Annotated in this window: 16 protein-coding genes; 3 read left to right on the top strand and 13 right to left on the bottom strand. The window is 72.1% G+C overall.

The features are described 5' to 3' along the window. Nucleotides 1–12 precede the first annotated feature (12 nt). The 6 genes from GPA04_RS00435 to GPA04_RS00410 form a co-directional block, all read right to left on the bottom strand. Nucleotides 13–2,265, bottom strand: coding sequence for a polyribonucleotide nucleotidyltransferase (locus tag GPA04_RS00435; RefSeq protein WP_156221239.1), 2,253 nt, complete (start codon nt 2,263–2,265; stop codon nt 13–15). Between the two features lie 207 nt (nt 2,266–2,472). After that, nucleotides 2,473–2,742, bottom strand: coding sequence for a 30S ribosomal protein S15 (gene rpsO, locus GPA04_RS00430; RefSeq protein WP_156221237.1), 270 nt, complete (start codon nt 2,740–2,742; stop codon nt 2,473–2,475). 95 nt (nt 2,743–2,837) lie between these two features. Further along, nucleotides 2,838–3,407: a GNAT family N-acetyltransferase gene (locus GPA04_RS00425; RefSeq protein ID WP_194238916.1), complete on the bottom strand. Its 570-nt coding sequence runs from the start codon at nt 3,405–3,407 to the stop codon at nt 2,838–2,840. Next, nucleotides 3,404–4,384, bottom strand: coding sequence for a bifunctional riboflavin kinase/FAD synthetase (locus tag GPA04_RS00420; protein WP_156221235.1), 981 nt, complete (start codon nt 4,382–4,384; stop codon nt 3,404–3,406). The genes GPA04_RS00425 and GPA04_RS00420 overlap by 4 nt, the downstream gene beginning before the upstream one ends. Before the next feature lie 65 nt (nt 4,385–4,449). Then, the gene (locus tag GPA04_RS00415; RefSeq protein ID WP_156221233.1) at nt 4,450–6,195 is read right to left on the bottom strand and encodes a discoidin domain-containing protein; all 1,746 of its coding nucleotides are present in this window, start codon (nt 6,193–6,195) and stop codon (nt 4,450–4,452) included. A 75-nt stretch (nt 6,196–6,270) separates the two neighbouring features. Then, the gene (locus tag GPA04_RS00410) at nt 6,271–6,996 is read right to left on the bottom strand and encodes a PadR family transcriptional regulator (protein ID WP_156221231.1); all 726 of its coding nucleotides are present in this window, start codon (nt 6,994–6,996) and stop codon (nt 6,271–6,273) included. A 130-nt stretch (nt 6,997–7,126) separates the two neighbouring features. Here GPA04_RS00410 and GPA04_RS00405 point away from each other — a divergent pair, with 130 nt between their 5' ends. Both GPA04_RS00405 and GPA04_RS00400 read left to right on the top strand, forming a co-directional pair. Then, entirely contained in the window at nt 7,127–7,645 is a 519-nt protein-coding gene (locus tag GPA04_RS00405; RefSeq protein WP_156221229.1) for a hypothetical protein, read from the top strand. Next, complete coding sequence (locus tag GPA04_RS00400) at nt 7,642–8,772, top strand: hypothetical protein (protein WP_156221227.1); 1,131 nt, start codon at nt 7,642–7,644, stop codon at nt 8,770–8,772. Before GPA04_RS00405 ends, GPA04_RS00400 begins: the two co-directional genes overlap by 4 nt. Nucleotides 8,773–8,780: 8 nt before the next feature. On the opposite strand, the gene GPA04_RS00395 is transcribed toward GPA04_RS00400, so the two are convergent. From GPA04_RS00395 to rimP, 7 genes are all read right to left on the bottom strand, one after another. Further along, nucleotides 8,781–11,315 carry a GH116 family glycosyl-hydrolase gene (locus GPA04_RS00395; RefSeq protein WP_156221225.1) on the bottom strand — a complete coding sequence of 845 codons (2,535 nt, stop codon included), beginning with the start codon at nt 11,313–11,315 and terminating at the stop codon, nt 8,781–8,783. Nucleotides 11,316–11,436: 121 nt separating this feature from the next. Then, nucleotides 11,437–12,327, bottom strand: coding sequence for a tRNA pseudouridine(55) synthase TruB (gene truB / locus GPA04_RS00390; RefSeq protein WP_156221222.1), 891 nt, complete (start codon nt 12,325–12,327; stop codon nt 11,437–11,439). Nucleotides 12,328–12,336: 9 nt separating this feature from the next. After that, on the bottom strand, nt 12,337–12,783 hold the full coding sequence (gene rbfA, locus GPA04_RS00385; protein ID WP_156221220.1) for a 30S ribosome-binding factor RbfA: 447 nt from the start codon (nt 12,781–12,783) through the stop codon (nt 12,337–12,339). Nucleotides 12,784–12,938: 155 nt separating this feature from the next. Next, a complete protein-coding gene (gene infB, locus GPA04_RS00380; RefSeq protein ID WP_156221218.1) occupies nt 12,939–15,752 on the bottom strand; it encodes a translation initiation factor IF-2 in 2,814 nt (937 codons plus the stop codon). A 127-nt stretch (nt 15,753–15,879) separates the two neighbouring features. Further along, nucleotides 15,880–16,080: a YlxR family protein gene (locus tag GPA04_RS21465; protein WP_366464048.1), complete on the bottom strand. Its 201-nt coding sequence runs from the start codon at nt 16,078–16,080 to the stop codon at nt 15,880–15,882. A gap of 167 nt (nt 16,081–16,247) precedes the next feature. After that, nucleotides 16,248–17,264 carry a transcription termination factor NusA gene (nusA, locus tag GPA04_RS00370; protein ID WP_156221214.1) on the bottom strand — a complete coding sequence of 339 codons (1,017 nt, stop codon included), beginning with the start codon at nt 17,262–17,264 and terminating at the stop codon, nt 16,248–16,250. 1 nt (nt 17,265) lies between these two features. After that, nucleotides 17,266–17,763, bottom strand: coding sequence for a ribosome maturation factor RimP (gene rimP / locus GPA04_RS00365; RefSeq protein ID WP_156221212.1), 498 nt, complete (start codon nt 17,761–17,763; stop codon nt 17,266–17,268). Nucleotides 17,764–17,867: 104 nt separating this feature from the next. On the opposite strand from rimP, the gene GPA04_RS00360 reads away from it, so the two are divergent. Next, the gene (locus GPA04_RS00360) at nt 17,868–18,752 is read left to right on the top strand and encodes a hypothetical protein (RefSeq protein ID WP_156221210.1); all 885 of its coding nucleotides are present in this window, start codon (nt 17,868–17,870) and stop codon (nt 18,750–18,752) included. Nucleotides 18,753–18,770: the final 18 nt, after the last annotated feature.

Here is an 18,770-nt window from a genome sequence, read left to right as displayed (position 1 = left end):
GTGGTGAGCAGATCAGGCGTCGACAGACGTCTCGGAACCCTGGTCGGAGGCCGCAGCCTCGGCTGCGTCGTCCTCGGCGACCACGGCGTGCAGGGAGAGCTTGCCGCGCGGGTCGATCTCGGCGAGCTCGACCTGGACCTTCTGGCCCACGCTGAGCACGTCCTCGACGGCCTCGATCCGCTTGCCACCGACCAGACGGCGGACCTGGCTGATGTGCAGCAGACCGTCCTTGCCCGGGGAGAGCGAGATGAACGCGCCGAACGACGTCGTCTTGACGACGGTGCCGACGAAACGCTCGCCGATCTCCGGCATGTGCGGGTTGGCGATCGCGTTGATCGCCTGCCGCGCAGCCTCGGCCGACGGGCCATCGGTCGCGCCGATGAACACGGTGCCGTCGTCCTCGATCGAGATGTCGGCGCCGGTGTCGTCCTGGATCTGGTTGATCATCTTCCCCTTGGGGCCGATGACCTCGCCGATCTTGTCGACCGGGACCTTGACCGTGATGACGCGGGGCGCCGTCGGGGCCATCTCGTCCGGGACCTCGATGGCCTCAGCCATGACGTCGAGGATGTGGAGACGGGCCTCCTTGGCCTGGGTCAGCGCCGAGGCGAGGACCGAGGCGGGGATGCCCTCCAGCTTGGTGTCGAGCTGGATCGCGGTGACGAACTCCCGGGTACCGGCGACCTTGAAGTCCATGTCGCCGAACGCGTCCTCCGCACCGAGGATGTCGGTGAGGGCGGCGTACTTGGTCTCGCCGTCGATGCTCTCGCTGACCAGACCCATCGCGATGCCGGCGACCGGTGCGCGCAGCGGCACACCCGCGTTCAGCAGCGACAGCGTCGAGGCGCAGACCGAGCCCATCGAGGTCGACCCGTTCGAGCCGAGCGCCTCGCTGACCTGACGGATCGCGTAGGGGAACTCCTCGCGCGAGGGCAGCACAGGCATGATCGCGCGCTCGGCGAGCGCCCCGTGGCCGATCTCGCGGCGCTTGGGCGAGCCCACACGACCGGTCTCACCGGTCGAGTACGGCGGGAAGTTGTAGTTGTGCATGTAGCGCTTGCGCGTCTGGGGCGACAGGGTGTCGAGCTGCTGCTCCATCTTGAGCATGTTCAGCGTGGTGACACCCATGATCTGGGTCTCGCCGCGCTCGAACAGCGCCGAGCCGTGCACGCGGGGCAGCACCTCGACCTCGGCGGACAGGGTGCGGATGTCCCGCAGGCCGCGGCCGTCGATACGGAAGCCGTCGGTGATGATCCGGCGGCGGATGAGCTGCTTCTGCACGCTGCGGTAGGCGGCGTGGAGCTCCTTCTCACGGCCGTCGAAGCCGGCCTGCAGGGCGCCGATCATGGCGTCCTTGATCTCGTCGAGACGGTTCTCGCGGTCCTGCTTGCTCGCGATGCTCAGCGCCTCCTCGAGAGCGGCCGTGACCTCGGACTCGACGGCGGCGTAGGCGTCGCCAGCGTAGTCCGGGAACAGCGGGAACTCCTGCGTGGGCTTGGCGACGCGGCCCGCCAGGTCGATCTGGGCCTCGGCGAGGATCCGGATCGGGCCCTTGGCGGCCTCGAGGCCATCAGCCACGACGTCCTCGGTCGGGGCACCGGCGCCGTCCTGGATGAGGGTCCAGGCGTTGTCGGTGGCCTCGGCCTCGATCATCGCGATCGCGACATCTGCCTCACCGGCCTCGTTGGTGACGATGCGACCGGCCACGACCATCGAGAAGACGGCGCGCTCGAGCTCGGAGTAGCGCGGGAACGCGACCCACTGGCCGTCGATCAGCGCGATGCGAACCGCACCGACCGGGCCGGAGAACGGCAGGCCGGAGATCTGCGTGGAGATCGAGGCGCCATTGATGGCCACGACGTCGTACGCGTCGTCGGGGTGGATCGAGAGCACGGTCTCGACGACCTGGACCTCGTTGCGCAGGCCCTTGACGAACAGCGGGCGCAGCGGGCGGTCGATCAGGCGGCAGGCGAGGATGGCCTCGGTCGAGGGGCGGCCCTCGCGGCGGAAGAACGAGCCGGGGATCTTGCCCGCGGCGTACTGGCGCTCTTCGACGTCGACCGTCAGCGGGAAGAAGTCGTAGCCCTCACGGGGGTGCTTGCCCGCCGTGGTGGTCGACAGCACCATCGTCTCCTCGTCGAGGTAGACGGCGACCGCGCCGCCGGCCTGCTTGGCCAGCCGACCGGTCTCGAAGCGGACGGTGCGTGTGCCGAAGCTGCCGTTGTCGATGACGGCCTCGGCGAACTGGATCTCGGGACCCTCCATAGGGAACCCTCCTTCATGTTCGGCCCCCGGCTGCACGTGGTCATCGATCGAGGCCCACGGATCCAGCCGAAGCCGCTCCGGGAGCCACTACCGAGGACCGCGAGTCCGGCGAGCAGTGGTGTGTATTCGTGTTGTGGAGATGCTGTGCCTCACGGGAGGCACATCAGAACCGGCCCGGACCCGGGAGGGTCCGAGCCGGCGGGAGCGCTATCGGCGCAGGCCGAGCCGCTCGATGAGCGAGCGGTAGCGCTCGATGTCGATGTCGCGCAGGTAGCCGAGAAGACGGCGACGCTGGCCGACCAGGAGCAGCAGACCACGACGGCTGTGGTGGTCGTGCTTGTGCTCCTTGAAGTGCTCCGTGAGGTCCTTGATGCGCCGGCTGAGCAGCGCGATCTGGACCTCGGGAGAACCGGTGTCGCCCGGGGTCGTGGCGTACTCGGCGATGATCTGCTGCTTGACGGCTGTGTCCAGGGCCACTGGGTCTCCTTCAGAGAGTCGTTGCGCGGAGCGCCGGGGCTGGTTCACCCGGGCATGACAAGACCGCGGCCGATCTAACGGCAGCCCTCAGGGTATCAGCCGGCGTCACCCTTGGTGAATCGCAGCCCCATGAGCACGCTGCCCGGCGCGAGCTCGGCGAGGTCTCGCCAGCCCCGTGCGGCATAGAGCGCCCGGGCGGCGGTGGCAGCCCGCTGGGTGACGAGGATCACGCGGCCCGTGCCCAGCTGCTCGAGGTGCTCGACCACGGCGTCATGGAGCGCTCCGCCCACACCCCTGCCCCGCTCCTGCGGGTCCACAGCGAGCTCGGCCAGCTCCCCGTGCCCGCCCAGCCACGCCTCGGCGACCTCGCGCGGTGCTCGTTCGCGGATGTACCCGGCGAACCAGCTGTCGTCGCGTCCGATCGCCCCGTAGGCAAACCCGAGCAACGCTCCCGCCCGCTCGGCGCAGACCAGCTCGAACCCGGGCAGCGCCGCGTGCCGGACCAGCGGGCCGTGCGCCCACCGGGGACCGCGGTCGGGCGGCTCCTCGTACGGCGGTTCGCCGAACACCGTGGTGTAGACCGCGGCGATGCGCTCGCGCAGCGCGTGATCGCTGCGCACCCGGTCGCCGTCGCAGCGGCGCAGGACGACGCCGCCGTCGCTCACACCAGCGGGCGCGGCACGTCGAGGAGGTCAGCCGCCCGGGCGACGTCCTCGTGCATCTGCACGATCAACGGCTCGATCCCGTCGAACCTCAGCGTCGGCCGCAGGCGGTGGGTGAACTCGACGACGACCTCCTCGTCGTACAGGTCGAGATCGGTGCGCCCGAGCACGTGGGCTTCGACCTGACGCACCTCGCCGTCGAAGGTCGGGTTGGTCCCCACCGAGATCGCGGCGGGCAGCCGCTGGGCGTCCGGCTCCCCGCGGCGGCGCCACAGCCACCCCGCGTACACGCCGTCGGCGGGGATGGTGCCCGTCGAGCTCGGGGCGAGGTTCGCCGTCGGGAACCCCAGCTCGCGACCGCGGGCCTCGCCGTGCACGACGACGCCCCGCATCCGGTGCGGGCGCCCGAGGACCGCCTCGGCCTGCTCCACGTCGCCCGCCGCGAGCAGCTCGCGGACCCAGGTCGAGGACCAGCGGCGCCGCGTCCCGGCGGCCTCGATGTCGTGGACGACGTCGACCGCGAACCCGAGCTCCTGCCCCAGCGCCCGCATGGTCTCCCGGTCGCCGGAGTTGTCCAGGCCGAACCGGATGTCCTCGCCCACGACGACCCCGCGCACCTTGAGCGCCTCGACCAGGTACCGCGACACGAACTCGCGGGGGGTCAGCGCCGCGAACGCCAGGTCGTACCGGATCACGAGCACGGCGTCGAGCCCGGCCTCGGCCAGCAGCTCCAGCCTGTCCTCGAGGCCGGACAGCAGCACGGGGCAGTCGTCGGGGCGGTGCACGGCCGCCGGGTGCGGGTCGAAGGTCACCGCCACGGCGCTGGCCGTGACGGCGCGAGCGGCAGCGATCGTGACGCCGAGCACCGCGCGGTGCCCGAGGTGGACGCCGTCGAAGTTCCCGATCGTCGCGACGCTCGCGCGCAGCTCGGCGGGGACCTCCTCGATTCCGTGCCAGACCTGCACGCCGTCCCCTCGCATCCTCGTCCTCGCTGCCGCGGGCCAGCCTGCCACCGCCGGCGCCCGCGTGGCGAATCGTGCCGCCGTCATCCCGCGGCGAGGACCTCGAGCTCCGCGACCGTGGTGTAGCTGCCGGAACCTCCGGGGACGCCCGCGACCCGGACGCCGTCGACCACGACCTCGGGGAGCTCGAACCGGTACTCGGAGGCGTCCGCCGCACCGGCGTCGCCGGGGTAGCCCGGCGAGATCGTGACGTCCTCCAGGACCTGCCACACGCCGTCGAGACGGACCTCGATCACGGGAGCGCCCTCGAACCAGCCACCGTCCTCGGGTGCGGGGCCGGGTGTCAGCACGACCTCGTCGATCGTCACCGGCTGCGGGAACTCGACGCCCCACTCGTCGCGCAGCTTCGCGGTCCCGTTCCAGGACGAGACGGCCGTGGCCGGGTCGTCGTCGATGAGTGCCGCGATGTTGCCGTAGCGGGCGTGCACGTCGAGCACGACGGCGCCGCTGCCCGACGCCGGATCGGTCAGGTCGGTCCCGGGCTCGGCCTCGAACGTCGGCGCGTCCGGATCTCGCAGGGTCAGCGTGATCGGTCGCAGCGCGAAGTGATAGGTGGTGACCTCGTCCGGCTCGGCGGCCCCCACGAACCAGTTGGCCTGCGCCCACAGCTGCAGGCCGTCCGCGGAGATGAACTTGGACGGGGTGGTGACGGCGTAGCCGCCGTTCACCCACCCGGCCTCGTTCTCGGCGCCGTACCAGGGGTAGGGCCCGAAGTCCTGGCGCCCGAACAGCGTCCACGGCCCCCACGGGGTCGGGGACTCGTACAGCTCCCAGGTGAACTCGGTCCACGAGGTGTAGAGGTAGCGGTCGATCGGGGCGTCGTAGACGACGCCGCCCTGGGAGATCACGGTCGAGTCCCGTGGTCCCTCGACGACCAGGTCGGGGTAGACGCGGCGCTCGTCGTGGAGCACGGCGACGCGGTCCTCGATCGCGGCCGACCAGGTCGCCACCTCACCCTCGGCTCCCGCGAAGAACTCCCACGCGGAGCGGTCCTGGATCGAGGCGGCGGGCACGCGTGCCAGGTAGAGGTCGACCGGGTCGGGCACGACGTCGGAGAACGAGTCGCGCCAGTTGTTGTCCATGCCGTAGGCGTAGACGAAGTCCTCGCCACCGGGCTCGACGAGATTCGCGAGCCCGTTGCTCTGGCCCAGGTCGAGGAAGGTGACGGTGGTGAAGGTGTGGTCGGAGAACATCGGCTGCTCGGGCCAGGTCCAGGTGCGCCCGTAGTCGTCCGAGCGCACGATCGTGGCTGCCGGCGCGTCGTTGAACGCGTGCTCCGACGGCGCCATCCGCAGGTCCTGCACCGCGAGGTAGAGCTCGTCCCGCCCGTTGCCGTCGCCGTCGACCGCGACCATCCCGGTGGGCTTGCGGTTGTAGAGATCCGGGTCGGACCACACCGGCGCCACGGTGGCTCCGGCCGCCAGCCGCATGCCCGTGAGCTCGGTCTCGGGCGTGCCGTCCACCCGGTTGACGACGATGTCGGCGAAGGCCGCGGTCGAGAACCCACGACCGTCGCCGTTGGCGGTGTAGAGGTAGCCGTCGTCAGCCCAGGCGGAGGGCCACAGATCACCGTTGCTGTCCGTGGCCACCGTGGAGTGGTACGGGATGTCGACGGTCGCGAACATCGTCGAGGGCGGCGCGTGCGGGTCCGCCGGCGGAGGCTCCCCCGGCTCGGTCCGTCCCGACGTGCAGGCGGCGAGCGCGAGCGCGCCGATCACCACCAACGCGACCGCACCACCCGCGCGTCTCCTGCTCGTCCCCGTCGACATGCCTGCACCCCACCGTGATGAGTAATCGTTTTCTCACCGTAGCCGAGCCGCCCGGCCGCCGCAACCCGCAGGCGTTCACGAGGAGGTGTCGGTCGGGTCGTCGACCTCGGCGAGGATGCGGTAGATCGCGGTCCTGGCCTCGGTGAGCGTGGCCGCAGCACGCCGCTGCTGGTCGGCGTCACCGACGCGGAACACCTGCTTGGCCGCCTCGGCCAGACCCATCATGGAGTCCCGCAGGGCGAAGACGGTCTCGCCGCTCTCCTCCTCCGAGTCCTGCCACGGGGTCCCGAGCCGTTCCCGGTGGTCGTTGACGTAGGTCCCCCCGGCCTCGGTCAAGGAGGCGGTCTTGCGACCCTCGACGGGCTGGATCGTCACCAGCCCCTCGTCCTCGAGCACCTGGAGCGTGGGGTAGATCGAGCCGGCGCTCGGGGTCCAGGACCCGTTCGAGCGCTCGGCGATGTCCTGGATCAGCTGGTAGCCGTGCCGTGGTCCTTCCTCGAGGAGCAGCAGGATCGCCGCGCGGACATCGCCTCGCGGTCGGCCGCGGCCGCGGCGGCCGCGATGGCCCCCGGGACCGAATCCCGGTCCGAAGCCAGGGCCGAAGCCGGGGCCACCCGGGCCGAACCCGGAGCCGCGCCCGCGCCCACGGCGGCGAGGATGCTCGCCCCCCTCCGCGTCGTCGGGCGTGAAGCCGGGCACGAAGCCCGGGCCGACCGCCTCTCCGAAGCTGGGGCGGCGACGACCGCCTCGACGAGGTCGGTCGTTGTCGTTGTCTGAGGTGTTGTGGTCGTTGTATCGCATGTGTGTCTCCTTTCGCGATGCGCTCACGATATATCGTTACTGTATCGGCTGTCAACGCCCGGTCATGGCCGGAACGTTCCGGCTCACCAGCTCTGGCGGGGTCGGGGCGACCCTCCGTAGCGTCGGCGCCATGTCCACCACCCCTGTGGTCGCCTCGCGGTTCACGACGGCGGAGCTCACCTGGTTGCTGTCGCTGCGCCCTGGTGGCTCGGCGACCTTGGTCGCCGTCGCCCTCGGGTTGCCCAGCCCTGCCGAGACGGCCGCTCCCGACCCCTCGGGCCTCGAGCAGCTGATCGCCACCGGCCGGGCCACCGAGCGCCGAGGCGAGGTGCTCCCCCACGGCGAGGCCGTCGTCGTCGGCGACGTGCTGACGTCGAGCTCGGCGCTGGTCTCGGTCGGGACGGCGACCGCCCTCGCCGGTCTCGTGGCGGTCGGTCGCGACCGGGTGCTGCTCCTCGCACCAGCCGGACCGGCCGGCGTCGAGGTCGCTGCGCTCGACGCCGCCACCCCGGTCGGCGACGCGATGGCCGCGCTCGCGGCGAGGATCGGCGAGCACGCCGTCGTCCTGGTCGCCGTTCCCGGCGGCCCCGTCACCGAGGTCTTCCCCGGCGCCGACCTCGCCGGGCGCGTGCAGGAGCTGCTGCCGTGAGCGCGCCGGTGACGCACGGCGCCGACCTCGCCGCGCTGCGCGAGTGGGCCGCCGCCGCTGCCGCCGGTGCCGACCAGCTCTCCGACGTCGCGGTCCGCCTCGACCGCTCGATCACGGCGCTCGCCTGGCACGGACCCGACCACCACCGGTTCACCGAGGCGTGGCAGAGCCGGCTCGCACCGGTGCTGCACCACGTCGCGACGGGTCTCGCCGACTCCTCGGAGCGGGTCGTACGCGAGGCGGACCAGCAGGAGAGCGCGAGCAACGACGTGCGCGAGGCGCGCGAGGCCGGTTGGGCGCGCGGTGCCGGGCGGCTGGTCCTCGGGCTGCTCGGTCAGGTCGTCGGCGGCCCGGTGGGCTCGATCGTGGGAGCGGTCGCGGGGCCGTGGCTGGTCGACCGCATCGTCGGGGTGGCCGACGAGCGGGCCGACCGCACGGGGGTCCGCGAGATCACCGACACCGCTGCCATCGACGACACGATCCCCACGAGCCCGGGCGACCTGCTCCACGACATGAGCGCCATGTACGACCACGAGGGCGCGGTCCGGGTCGACATGCTCACGCGCCCCGACGGCAGCCAGGCCGCGCTGATGTCAGTCCCCGGGACGCAGGACTGGTCGCTGGACTCCGACGGCACCAACCCGATGGGTGCCTACGGCGCGGTCGGAGCCGCCTCCGGCAAGGACACCCCCCTTCGTCGACTGATGCTCGCGGCGATGGACGAGATCCCCGAGGGTGTGCCGATCCACCTGGCCACGCACAGCCAGAGCAGCTTCGCCGCGCTCGACCTGGCCGCCGACCCCTACGTGCGCGCCCGCCACGACATCGCCTCGATCATCACCGCCGGCGCCGGCGGCGGGAACTTCGACATCCCCGCCGGCACCACGGTGGTCTCGGTCCGCAATCCCTTCGACCCGGTCGCCCGCATCGGCGGCGCACCCGCGGGCGCGATCGACGTGACCGGCAGCTGGGGCTCGGACCACCCGCACTCCTCGCACGAGTACGCCAACCTCCTCGGCCGCACCCGGAGCCCGGAGCTGGACGCCTGGTGGCGCAGCGTGGGCGTCGAGGTCGGCTCCACGGTCACCACACGCGTGTTCCAGGGGACGGTGGAACCGCGAGACTGACCTGTCCCTCAGGCCTGGCCTGCGCTGCTCGGTGCGCCGTCCGGAACCGCATCCACGGCGGTGGTCCGCACCTCCGAGACGTGCAGGTCACCGACCACCGCGACCAGGCGGACGCCGTCCCCGTCGCGCTCGGCGAAGCCCCACCCGGTCCCGAGCACGAGCGGGACGCGCTCGCCCGGGTCCGGCAGCCGAAGATCGAGCACGCCGGTGAGCGCGTCGTAGCGGCGCCGGCTCCAGGCGTTCAGCACCGTCCATCCCGACATCGACCGTGCGTAGTGGTCACCGCACTCGATGTGGTTGTACGGGTTCCTCCTGCTGCCGTCGTAGCGAGCCCAGATGCCGCGCATGATCGTCCAGCCCTCGTCCTCCAGGCCCTCCCACAGGCAGTGCGCCGCGACCTGCTGCTCGGTCCCCGTCCAGACCTCGTCGGCGTAGCGGGTCGGCACCTCGGGTCGACCACCGGTCGGCCAGGTGCACATGAGCAGGCCGACGTCGGCGCCGTCGGCGAACGCACGCTGCCCGTGCGGTCGTGCGGCGAAGTCGGTGCACAGGTTGTGCCGCACGACCGCGCGCAGCGCGGACCTGACGTGGTCAGCCGGGAGCAGATATCCCAGGTCGAGCTCGTGCGCCCACCACTGGCCGATCAGCTGGTCGGTGAGGCAGCCCTCGCCCCACTGGTAGGTCGTGGGCGCACCGGGGTCGAGCTTCTGCCGGTAGTACTCGCCGTTGAAGAGCTCCTCGTCGTAGGTGCGGCTGCCGCGCCGGAACAGCTCGTGCAGCTCAGCGGCGAGGCCGTCCTCGGACCGGATCCGCGCCATTTCCTCCATCGCTCGCAGCGCGGCGAGCCAGAGCGTGCCCATGAAGCTGTTGAGCCCGTGCAGGTCGATGTCGTGCGTGCTCGGCTGGATCCCGCTCAGCACGCCGCTGCCCTCGGGGTCCCAGGTGCTGCGGACGTGGTCGAGCAGGCGACGGAGCGACCCCCACCTCCGGTCGAGCCAGTCCCGGTCCACGGCGCCCGAGCGCAGCTCGCGGTAGGTCTTGAGGATCGTCCCCAGCATGCCGTCGAGCGCGGGCTGCTCGGGGCCGCCGATCGGGCGATCCCACATCTGGCGCAGGTACGCCGGTGCGACCACGCGGTGCGGGATGGCACCGTTCGGCGCCTGCATCACGTCCAGCTCGGTGTCGCGCATCGACACCTCGAGGTCGGGGAACAGCGTGGCGAGCGCGTGCTCGTAGTTCCACACGTGCGTGCAGTTGAGCGGGCAGGATCCGCCGATGTCACCGGCATGGCCGACCGTCGAGGCTCCGTTGACGCCCTCGAAGCCGTAGAACGCGCCGTCGGCGGTGCGGAAGCATGTCGGGCTGCGCAACGCGGCCGCCTGCGCGGCCAGGTGCTCGACGGCGTCCGCAGGCAGGCCGGACCCGGTCAGCACCGAGGTCCAGGCCAGGGTGTCGCGCTCGAGCTCGCGCCACTCGCGCTCGACGCGGTCGGCCACCGCCTCGGCGTCGGCGTAACGCGTGGCGTAGTGGTTGCCGAGCCAGAACTGCGTCGGTCCCCACCGCGGGTCGGGCTGGCCGAACTGGCTGAAGTTCACGTACCGGTTCGGGAAGTGCCAGGCGATCGCGAACCTCACGGTCCTGCTCTCGCCGGGAGCCAGCGGCACCGGTGCCGCGAGCGTCCCGTTCCAGGTCGAACCGGCAGGGCTGGGGCCGGTGTAGGGCGTGACCGCGCCGGGATGGGCATCGGCCAGCTGCGGTGCGTGATCGAGCCGCGCCGACTCCCCGAACGGGCTTCGCGAGGCGAGGAAGTCGAGCATCTCCCCCAGCTCGCGCCACTGCGGCAGCGCGACGGTGCGCGCGGCGTCGCAGGTCAGCACGGCCTGCCCGGCGCCCGCACTCGTCTTGAGCAGGCCCAGGCTCTCCATCACGAGCCGGGTCCAGCCCTCGCGGCGCTGCACCCGGTTCGTGTTGCCCCCGTACCCGGGCGCGTGCACCCCGACGGGCGCGCCGGCGCCGTCGTGGCCGATCGGGTTCTGCATCGACGCCGCCAGCCACACGTGGACGCCGACCGTGCCCGTGTTGGTGAGCGTGAGCTCGAACATCGCGGTGGGGATCGAGCTCGCGTCGGTGTCCAACGGCACCATCGGCGTGAACGCCCGCATGCTGACCGCCACGGGCAGGTCCAGGTCGTAGTCCAGCTCGGCGACCGGGTACGTGGCCCGAAAGCTGGTGCGGCGTGCTCCGCCGACCCGCTCGACCAGCTCCCGCTGCCACGACGGCACGAGGTGGTCGGTCACCAGCGGCGCCGGGTCCGCGGGCGTCGCCGACGGCGCGGCGAGCACCCGGGTCACACCCAGCGGCGGCTCACCGCGCTGGACCCGCAGCGCGAAGAACGTGCTGGGCAGGTCCCCGCGATGGTTCCCCAGGTTCGCGAGCTGCCACTGGCGCAGCGCACCGTCGGCGCAGATCGCCACGTTGCCGGTCCCGATGCCACCCAGCGGCATCGCCAGGGCGGCGCCCTCGGTGCTGTCGATCGTCCTCATGCTCGTCCTCGTGGCTCCTCGTCGAGTACGGATGTGACAGCCCGCGCCGTGCCATCCCGAGAAATCGATTACTCGCCAACTCTACCAGGAGCCGTCTCGCGGTTCGTGTGCGCGAGGAGGGTCAGGCGGGGTCGAGCACGAGCACCGGGCGGGCGCGGTCACCCTTGTCGGCGAGCAGCGCCACGACGTGACCGTCGGGCGAGAACGCGGCCACGACGCCGTCGGTCGCCGAGGGACCGATGCCGCGCCCGTAACGGATCTCGGTGGTCTCCCGCTCGCTGAGATCCCGGATCGGCAGCACCCGCCTGGCGACGTCGCTCGGGCTCACGAGCCGCACGTCGTCGGCGAGGTCCTCCAGGGTCTGGGCCTCCTCGACGGCGAAGTCCCCCACCGAGGTGCGTCGCAGCGCGGTGAGGTGGCCGGCGCTGCCCAGCGCGGAGCCGAGGTCGCGCGCCAGCGCACGGACGTAGGTGCCGGACGAGCAGCGGATCTCGACGTCGAGGTCGGTCACCGGCGTGCCGTCGGCGTCGCTGCGACGGGCGGCGAGCACGTCGAAGGTGTGGACGGTGACCGGGCGCGCGGGCAGCTCGACCGCCTCCCCGGCTCGGACCCGGGCGTACGAGCGCCGGCCGTCCACCTTGATCGCGCTCACCGAGCTCGGCACCTGCTCGATCGGACCCGTGAGATCGCCGACGGCGGAGCTCAGGGTGGTCTCGTCGACCTCACCGATGCCGGGGGTCGCCGTCAGCTCGCCCTCGGCGTCGTCGGTCACCGTCGCCTGTCCGAGCCGGATGGTCGCGAGGTAGGTCTTGTCGGCACCGACCAGATAGGTCAGCAGCCGGGTGGCGCGGTTGACACCGAGCAGCAGCAGCCCGGTCGCCATCGGGTCCAGGGTGCCGGCGTGGCCGACCTTCTTGGTGCCGGCGGCGCGGCGGACCCGCGCGACGACGTCGTGCGACGTCAGACCGGCAGGCTTGTCGACCAGCACGATGCCGTCACCGACGGCGCTCATCGAGACGACCTACTTCTCGTCGTCGTCGTCGCTCGGCTCGGCAGGCTTGCGATAGGGGTCCGCGTCACCGGCGTAGGTGGCGCTCTCGCGCGCCTTGGCCAGCTCGGCGTCACGTGCCGCAGCCTCCGAGAGGGCTGCCTCGAGGTGAGCGGCGGTCTCCGGCACGGCGTCGAGCGTGAACTCCAGGGTGGGTGTGAGCCGCACCCCGGTCTGGCGCCCGACCTCGGACCGGATCAGCCCGGTCGCGGAGGCGAGCGCTGCGGCCGAGTCCTGCCGCTCCTGCTCGTCGCCGAAGACGGTGTAGAACACGGTCGCGTGCTGCAGGTCCCCGGTGACGCGGACCTCGGTCACGGTGACGAACCCGAGCCGGGGGTCCTTGACGCGGGTGTCGATCATCCGCGCCACGATCTCGTGGATCCGCTCGGCCAGCTTCCTGGCGCGTGGGTGGTCAGTCACTGCACTCTCCTTGGGTTACCCCGGCGTCGTGCGCCCGGGTTGTGCCTCACCGTCGGGTCTCGACGCCGGCCGGGCGGGCCCGGGACGAGCACTCTCGTCTCGGTCCGCGCCCGGCCGGCGTGGAGATCCTCGGGATCGGTCGCTGCGCGGTGCTGCTAGTCGCGCGGCTTCTCGCGGATCTCGAACGTCTCGATCACGTCGCCCTCGTTGACATCCTTCGCACCGAGCCCGATACCGCACTCGAAGCCCTCGCGGACCTCGGTGACGTCATCCTTCTCGCGGCGCAGGGACTCGATCGTGAGGTTGTCCGCGAGCACCACGCCGTCGCGCAGCAGGCGAGCCTTGCTGTTGCGGCGGATGGTGCCGGAGCGGACGATCGAACCGGCGATGTTGCCGAACTTGGAGGACCGGAACACCTGCCGGATCTCGGCAGAGCCCAGCTGGACCTCTTCGTACTCCGGCTTGAGCATGCCCTTGAGGGCTGCCTCGACGTCGTCGATCGCCTGGTAGATGACCGAGTAGTACTTGATGTCGACACCCTCGCGGTCGGCCATCTCCGCGACTCGCGGTGCGGTACGCACGTTGAACCCGATGATGACCGCGTTGTCGACGGTGGCGAGGTTGACGTCGTTCTGCGTGATCGCACCCACACCACGGTGGATGATCCGCAGCTCGACCTCGTCGCCCACATCGATCTTGAGCAGCGCGTCCTCGAGCGCCTCGACGGCACCGGAGACGTCGCCCTTGAGAACGAGGTTGAGCGTCTCGACCTTGCCGGCCTCCAGGGCCTGGGTGAAGTCCTCCAGCGACACGCGCTTGCGGCGCTTCGCCAGCGTGGCGGCGCGCTCGGCGGCCTCACGCTTGTCGGCGATCTGCCGCGCGGTGCGGTCGTCGGGGGCCACCAGGAAGGAGTCTCCGGCACGAGGCACCGAGGTCAGGCCGAGGACCTGGACCGGACGCGCAGGAAGCGCGACGTCCAGGTTCTCGCCGTGCTCGTCGAACATCGCGCGGACACGACCGTGAGCCGTACCGGCCACGATCGAGTCGCCGACGGCGAGCGTCCCGGACTCGACCAGCACCGTGGCCACGGCACCGCGGCCGCGGTCCAGGTTGGCCTCGACGGCCACGCCTCGCGCGGCCTTGTCGGGGTTGGCCCGCAGGTCGAGCGCGGCGTCCGCGGTCAGCAGCACGGCCTCGAGAAGCTCGTCGATGCCGATCCGCTGCTTGGCCGAGACGTCCACGAACATGGTCTCGCCGCCGTACTCCTCGGCCACCAGGTTGTACTCGGTGAGCTGGGCACGGATCTTGTCCGGGCTCGCGCCCTCCTTGTCGATCTTGTTGACCGCCACCACGATCGGCACGCCTGCCGCCTGCACGTGGTTGATCGCCTCGACCGTCTGCGGCATCACGCCGTCGTCGGCCGCGACCACCAGGATCGCGATGTCGGTGACCTTCGCACCACGTGCACGCATGGCGGTGAACGCCTCGTGACCCGGGGTGTCGATGAAGGTGATCGCGCGGTCCGCGCCCTCGTGCTCGGTGTGGACCTGGTAGGCACCGATGTGCTGGGTGATGCCACCGGACTCGCCGGCTGCCACGTCGGTCCTGCGGATCGCGTCCAGCAGCGCCGTCTTTCCGTGGTCGACGTGACCCATGACGGTCACGACCGGCGGCCGTGCCTCGAGATCGTCGTCGCCCTCGGCGGCTTCCTCAGCCTCGAGGTCGATGTCGAACGTGCCGAGCAGCTCGCGGTCCTCCTCCTCGGGGGACACGATCTCGATCACGTAGCCGAGCTCGGCACCGAGGGTCTGGAACGTGTCCTCGTCGAGGGACTGGGTCGCCGTGGCCATCTCACCGAGGTGGAACAGCACGGTCACCAGGCTCGCCGGGTTGGCGTCGATGCGGTCGGCGAGGTCGCTCAGCGTGGCGCCGGCCCGGATCCGGATGACGGTGCTGCCGTCACCGCGGGGAACCGTGACGCCGCCGAGCGACGGCGCACCCTGCTGCTCGAACTCGAGACGCTTCGCGCGCTTGCTCTTGCGCCCACGGGCAGGACGACCACCGGCGCGACCGAACGCGCCCTGGGTGCCGCCGCGACCGCCGCGGCCACCGCCACGACCGCCACCGAAGCCACCACCGGCACCGGGACCGCCCGGACGGGCGCCTCCGAAGCCGCCGCCGCCGCCACCGGGGCCACCGCCACCGGGGCGCTGGCCACCGCCGCCGCGACCGCCGCCAGGGCCGCCGCCACGCGCAGGTGCGCCGGGACGACCGACCGAGGACCGGTCGGGCATCATGCCCGGGCTGGGGCGCGAACCGCCGCCGGGACGCGGGCCACCGCTGCCACCGGGGCGCGGCATGCCCTGCGAGGGCGCGAACGGGTTGTTGCCGGGGCGCGGCACGCCGCCACGCTCGCCACCGCCGGGGCGCTGGGAGCCGCGGTCGCCACGGTCACCGCGGTCGGTGCCGCGGTCGGGCCGCTCGCCCGCGTCGGGACGCGGACGCTGGCCGGGACGCGGCATGCCCTGCGAGGGCGCGAACGGGTTGTTGCCCGGCCGTGCGGCCGGACGCGGAGCGGCAGGTCGCGGACCAGCGGGGCTCGGGGACTCCTGATCCGGCGCCGCGGAGGCGGCGGGCCGCTCGTCGCGGGGCTCCTCCTGCTGCTGCGGCTGCGGCGCGGGCTCCGGCACGGGCTCCGGCTCGGGAGCAGGTGCCTCCTGCGGCGCAGGAGCCTGGGGTGCGGGCGCGGGGCCCGGCTTCACCGACGGCTTCGCCGCCGGCTTGGCGGCGGGCTTCTCAGCCGCCGCAGGGGCGTCGGGGAACGCCTCTCGGAGCCGCCTCTGAACGGGCGGCTCGATGGTCGATGACGCTGACTTGACGAACTCTCCAAGCTCTTGGAGCTTCGACATCACCGTCTTGCTGTCGACGCCGAGCTCTTTCGCGAGCTCGTGTACGCGGACCTTGGCCACACTTCTCCTGTCTCGGCCCGCCCGGGACAGGGTCAGACCGTCGTTAGTGGTGCTTGCTCATCGCTGGGTGCTCATCGGGTGCCCATCGGCCTTGACCCGCTTTCTGATGTCGATGATCAACGACGTTTCATGCATGGCTGTCGAACCAGGCCCTGACCTGCTCGAGCGGCAGCGACTGCGCGACGCGCAGTCCCCGCTGGATCGCCCGGCGAGTCTCAGCGCGGTCCAGGCAGTCCGACCGCTGGTGCAGCCAGACGCCTCGTCCTGGAAGCACCGCACGGGGATCGACCACCACGACAGCTGTCGCGGCGCGCCGGTCCACGACCATGCGTACCAGGTCGGACCTGTGGGCCTTGCCCCGGCATCCCGCACACGTGCGCATTCCGGTGACCGTGGCGGCCGTGGCAGTCGTGCTGACCACCGCAAAGCCTCCAGACCAGCCGGGTGCGACCCGGGCAACGTGACATCGGGCGCGAAGGCCCGCAGACAAGTGTACTACTCGGCTGGTGCTGCCGCCTCCGCGACCTCCTGCTCGGTGTCGGGGCGGATGTCGATCTTCCACCCCGTCAGGCGTGCAGCGAGGCGCGCGTTCTGGCCCTCCTTGCCGATCGCCAGCGAGAGCTGGTAGTCGGGCACGATCACGCGCGCCGAGCGTGCCTCGAGGTCGACGATCTGCACGCTGCTGACCCGGGCGGGCGACAGCGCGGAGGCCACGAACGTCGCCGGGTCCTCGGAGAAGTCGACGATGTCGATCTTCTCGCCACGCAGCTCGGCCATGACGGCGCGCACCCGCTGGCCCATCGGGCCGATGCACGCGCCCTTGGCGCCCAGTCCCTGCACGAGGGAGTGGACCGCGATCTTGCTGCGGTGGCCGGCCTCGCGAGCGATCGCGGCGATCTCGACCGATCCCTCGGCGATCTCCGGCACCTCGTGCGCGAACAACCGCTTGACGAGGTTCGGGTGGGTGCGCGAGACCGTGATCTGCGGGCCGCGCATGCCGCGGGCGACCTCGAGGACGTAGGTGCGGATCCGCTCGCCGTGGACGTAGGTCTCGGTGGGGACCTGCTCGTGCTGCGGCAGGTTGGCCTCGACGCCACCGATCTCGATGAGCACGGCACCGTGACCGCCGCCCTGCTGCACCACGCCCGCGACGATGTCGCCCTCCTTGCCGCGGAACGCCCCGAGGACCTGCTCGTCCTCGGCGTCTCGCAGCCGCTGCACGATCACCTGTCGCGCCGTGGAGGTGGCGATGCGTCCGAATCCCTCGGGGGTGTCCTCGAACTCCGGCCCGAGCGTGAGCTCGGTGTCCTCCGTCGCCGGCTGCTCGACCTCGCGGGCGAGCACGGTCACGTGCCCCGAGCTCCGGTCGAGCACCACGCGGGCGTGCTGCTGGGCTCCCGGCGTGCGCAGGTAGGCCGAGAGCAGCGCCTGCTCGATGGCGGTGACCAGCACCTCCAGCGGGATCTCACGCTCACGCTCGACCATGCGCAGCGTGGCCATGTCGATGTCCATGTCAACCTTCCTCGTGGTCGGCTGCACGGCGCAGCTCGACCTCGATGCGCCCCTGGGTGATCCCCGAGAGCGGCACCGCGTGCCGCAGCGGTGCGCCCTTGGCGGGCTCCTCGCTCAGATGAACCGTGTCGGGGTCGACGGCGACCACGCGGCCGGTCACGGACCCCTCGGTGGTGTCGATCGTCACCAGCCGCCCCTCGGCCCGGCGGAAGTGACGAGCCTCCGTGAGCGGCCTGCTGACGCCGGGCGTGCTCACCTCCAGCAGGTAGGCGCCCTCGAGGGCGTCGTCGACGTCGTCGAGCGCCTCGGAGACGACCTTCGACACCTCGCCCAGCTGGTCGGAACCGACGCCACCCGGGCCGTCAGGAAGGTCGACCGTCACCCGTACGAGTCGCTTGCGTGCGGGTCCGGAGACCTCGACGTCCTCCAGGTACAGACCGGACCTGGTGACGACCGGAGCGAGGATCTCGTGCAGTCGTGCTGCGAGATCGGATCCCATCGTGCCTCCCTGTGTGAAGTTGTCGCTGCGACCTCCCAGCCTACGTCGCCGCCGCGCCGACCGCACACACGGAGGCTGCCGCGGGTCGTGACAGGATCGGCGGCATGCTCCGTCGTCTCCTCGCCGTGATCGCGGTCGTGGCGGCGGCGGCACTGGTCACCGGGTGCGGCGCGGTGCGCTGGGAGTCCGAGGACCCGCCGACCCAGAGCGCCGGACCGGACGAGCGAGTGCGGCAGGAGCACGCCGAGCAGGCGCAGCACCTCGCCGATCTCGCGCAGGCCGCCGCTGCGACCGATGCCGCGCTGGCGCCGCTGCTGGACGCCGTCGCGCAGGACGCGCTCGCCCAGCTCGACGTGCTCGGCGGCGTCTGGCGCTCCTCGGGTCGCCACCTGGAGCCGGCGACGCCGCAGGGCGATGCCGCTGACGTCCAGGTCGCCCTCGTCGAGGCCGCCACCGCCGCTCGCGAGGCGGCGGTCATCTCCGAGGCGGGGCTGGCCGAGGTGCTCGCCGGCATCGCGGTGTCGCGCTCGCTGCGCTCCGACCAGCTGGCGGCCGCGCTCGGCACCGACCCGGTCGCCGTCGAGCCCGCGCTCCCCGCGGCCCTGGACCCCGCCGCGTCCGTCGACCTGGTGCGCACGCTGGACGCGCTGGGGCAGGCCTGGGAGATCGCCGCCGCCCGCGCCGAGGACGCCGGCCCTGCGGCAGCGGAGGCGCTCGCGTGGCGGGAGCGGGCTCAGCAGCTGGCCGAGGTCACCGGGGTCGCCGACACGCCCGAGGACCCGCGCGCCGTCTCCTACGACCTCGACGCCACCGATCTCGCCGCCACGATCGCCGATCTCGAGGCCGACCTGATGCCCTGCTGGCTCGCCCAGGTGGCCACGACCGCCGACGACGACCGCCGCGCCGTCATCGATCTCGCTCTCTCGGCCGCGCGCGCCGCCGGCCTCGCCGACCCCGACGCCCCGGTCCCGGCGATCGCGGGTCACTGAGGCGTCGCCAGCACGCCC

Source organism: Pseudactinotalea suaedae (genome assembly GCF_009733815.1).
Lineage (GTDB): Bacteria > Actinomycetota > Actinomycetes > Actinomycetales > Beutenbergiaceae > Pseudactinotalea > Pseudactinotalea suaedae.
Note: the sequence above shows the minus strand (reverse complement) of the source record. Positions and strands in the feature narration are given on the sequence as shown.